This is a genomic window from Enterobacter sp. 01-M-02-SI-ECC, from assembly GCF_047530595.1.
Lineage (GTDB): Bacteria > Pseudomonadota > Gammaproteobacteria > Enterobacterales > Enterobacteriaceae > Enterobacter > Enterobacter cloacae_M.
The window spans coordinates 1-3242 of the sequence record NZ_JBLKCZ010000070.1; the positions used below are offsets into that span (position 1 = coordinate 1).

At 64.3% G+C, this 3242-nt stretch carries 2 protein-coding genes and 1 pseudogene; all 3 read right to left on the reverse strand.

The window, feature by feature from the left end; translation table 11 throughout:
- Positions 1–98 precede the first annotated feature (98 nt).
- Positions 99–2054 (reverse strand): annotated as a pseudogene (locus tag ACMWLG_RS25520) (Tn3-like element TnAs1 family transposase); the annotation flags it as partial.
- Between the two features lie 3 nt (positions 2055–2057).
- Positions 2058–2618, reverse strand: a complete 561-nt coding sequence (locus ACMWLG_RS25525) for a recombinase family protein (RefSeq protein WP_001161490.1) — start codon at positions 2616–2618, stop codon at positions 2058–2060.
- Between the two features lie 175 nt (positions 2619–2793).
- Positions 2794–3242: DUF3330 domain-containing protein (locus ACMWLG_RS25530; RefSeq protein WP_053887800.1), on the reverse strand; the 449-nt coding region annotated here is incomplete at its 5' end.

The window sequence follows — 3242 nt, forward strand, 5'->3', positions numbered from 1 at the left end:
CGCGAGCTCGGTATCAGCAAGAATACCGTCGCTGACATCGTGCAACGACACAGAGCTAACGCTTAGGGTGTCATTTCGCCCTCAGCCGGAACCGACCCCGAATAGGTTTCGTCGCGGATGTGCCAGGCTTGCAGCCAGGACAGCTTGGCGTAGGTCAGGCCGGGGCTCGACTCGGCCATCTTGGTCAGCCCGAGGTTGATCGCATCACCGAGGATTGCGGACAGCAGCAACGTCCTGTCTTTGGCCTCGGCCCCGTCCTTCAAGTGGGTGAAGTGGCGGCTGAAGCCCGTCCAGTCGTCCACGTCCATCAGCAGTTCGGTGATCTTGATGCGCGGCAGTAACTGGCTGGTTTGGTCGATCAGCGCCTGCGCCCGATCCGGCACCGCCGCATCCAGCGGGGTGATTTTCAGCCCTGACTCGGTGAGGATGGCATCGGGCAGCTCGTTGTCCTTGGCCAGGCGGGTGACGGTGGCCAACTGCTCGTCCAGCAGCTGCAAACGCTCTTCCAGGTACTGGTCGCTGTTCGGGTTGATCGCCAGGGGCAGGGCCTGCTCGCGCTTGAGTGCGGCGAACTTCTCGGCCGGCAGCAGGTAGTCGTCGAAGTCGCGGAACTGCCGCGAGCCCTTGACCCAGATGTCGCCGGAGCGCAGGGCGTTCTTCAGCTCGGACAGGGCGCAGATTTCGTAGAATTTCCGGTCGAGGCCTTCCGGGGTGATCACCAGCGGCTTCCAGCGCGGCTTGATGAAGGCCGTGGGTGCATCGGCCGGCACCTTGCGCAGGTTGTCGGCGTTCATCTCACGCAGGGTCTGCACGGCTGCCAGCACGCCTTGCGCGGCCGGCGCGGCGCGCAGTTCCAGCACCTCCAGCAAGGCCGGCGTGTAACGGCGCAGGGTGGCGAAGTTCTCGCCGACCAGGTGCAGGTGGTCGAAGCCTTCCGGCCGGGCCAGCAGCTCGGCCTCGCTGACGCTCTCGGTGAACTCGTCCCAGGGAATCACCGCCTCGATGGCGGCATAGGGGTCGCTGCCGCTTTCCTTCGCTTCCAGCAGCGCCTGGCCGATCCTGGAGTACAGGCGCACCTTGTCGTTGATCGCCTTGCCCTGCTTCTGGAACTGCTGCTGATGCTTGTGCTTCGCGCCGCTGAACAGCTTGACCAGGATGCGGTCATGCAGATCGACCAGCTCATCGATCACGGTCGCGGTGCTCTCCAGCACCACGGCGGCCAGGGTCGCGTAGCGGCGCTGCGGCTCGAACTTACCGAGGTCTTTGGGCGTCATCTGCCCACCCTCGCGGGCCAGCTTGAGCAGGCGGTTCTGGTGGATGTGCCGGCCCAGGCCTTCGGGCAAGTCCACCAACTGAAATGTCTTCAGCCGCTCGATGTGTTCCAGCATGTGCCGAGAGTTGGGTTTCAGCGGTGCCTGGCGCAGCCAGGTCAACCAGGTGATGCTGCTGCCGGCCTTGAGCTTCAACAGCTCGTCCAGCTTGGCCCGATGCGAGTCCGTGAGTGGTTCGACCAGGGCGCGGTAGACCCGCCGATTGGCTCGCGCAATGGCTTCCGAGCAGGCCCGGTCAATCACGCTCAGCGCCGGCAGGATGCGTCGTTTCTGCCGTAGGCTCTCCAGGGCCTGACCGGCCAGCAGCAAGCCTTTGTCGGTCTGCTGGGCCAGCTCGGTTAGCTCGCGCACCAGGGCGCGGAAGTCGGACAGGCCGAACGGGGCCAGTTGCAGGTAGGTGCGCAGTTCCTGGGCATGCTCGCGACGGGTCACGTCGCGCTCGCCGTACTTTGCCCAGCTCGCCGGCTCGGCCTGGACTTGCTTCGCCACCCACAGGATGACCGGCTCGGGCAGCTCGCTGTCGGTTCCCAGCGCGTAACCGGGGTAGCGCAGCAGGCAGAGCTGCACGGCGAAGCCGAGGCGGTTGGCGTCGCCGCGTCGCTGGCGGATCAGCGACAGGTCGGAGTCGTTGAAGGTGTAGTAGCGGATCAGGTCATCCTGGCTTTCCGGCAGCGCAAGCAGGGTGTCCCGCTCCGTGGCCGAGAGGATCAAGCGACGCGGCATGTGTCAGTCGTCCGTGCGGAGGTACTGGTAGAGGGTTTCCCGGCTGATGTTGAACTCGCGGGCAAGCTGCGCCTTGGGCTCGCCGGCCGTCGCTCGCTGCCGCAGGGTAGCAGCCTGCTCATCGGACAGGGCTTTCTTGCGGCCCCGGTACGCGCCACGCTGCTTGGCCAAGGCGATGCCCTCACGCTGCCGCTCGCGGATCAGGGCGCGCTCGAACTCAGCGAAGGCCCCCATCACCGACAGCATCAGGTTGGCCATCGGCGAGTCCTCGCCAGTGAACACCAGGCCCTCCTTCAGGAACTCGATGCGCACGCCGCGCTGAGTCAGCTTCTGTACCAAGCGACGCAGGTCATCGAGGTTGCGGGCCAGCCGATCCATGCTGTGCACCACCACTGTATCGCCTTCGCGGACGAAGCTCAGCAGCGCTTCGAGCTGGGGGCGCTGGGTGTCCTTGCCCGATGCCTTGTCGGTGAACACCTTGCTCACCTGGGTTTGTTCCAGCTGGCGTTCCGGGTTCTGGTCAAAGCTGCTGACCCGGACGTAGCCGATGCGGTGCCCCTGCACGATGTCTCCTTGGTTGAAGGCGGCTTAAGTGCACTTTCTGTTCCGTTGTGCCTCAAAGCCCATTTCTGTCAGGCTGAAATCTATAACCTTCGCGGGCATGTGTCAAAAAATGGGAAAGCAGACTCTATTCTGACGAAGCGGCGCGGCCCTGCCTGACATCAAGTTAGGGTATGCCTCAACCTGACGGCGGCGAATCACAAGCGTCCGGTTTGACGCTGGTTTCGGTCGCAGTGCTGGCCCGCGCCTGGAAGCGCTGATAGCACTCCAGCCCGCAGAAATGCTCCACGTACTCGGCCCCTTCCGGCGTGAAGGCGGCATCGAGCGGGATTTCCTTGCAGCACACGCAGCAACTGGTGCTCGGTTCATTGGCGTTCATGGTGGTGTTCCTCCATTGGTTGACGAAGCCGACGAAGGCCGCCGCCGGCATCGGCCTGGCGAACAGGAAACCCTGCACCGTGTCGCAACCCGCCTGCCGCAACCACGCAAGGCAGTCGGGTGTTTCCACACCCTCGGCTACCACCTCCATTGTCGTTTTCAGAAGACGGCTGCACTGAACGTCAGAAGCCGACTGCACTATAGCAGCGGAGGGGTTGGATCCATCAGGCAACGACGGGCTGCTGCCGG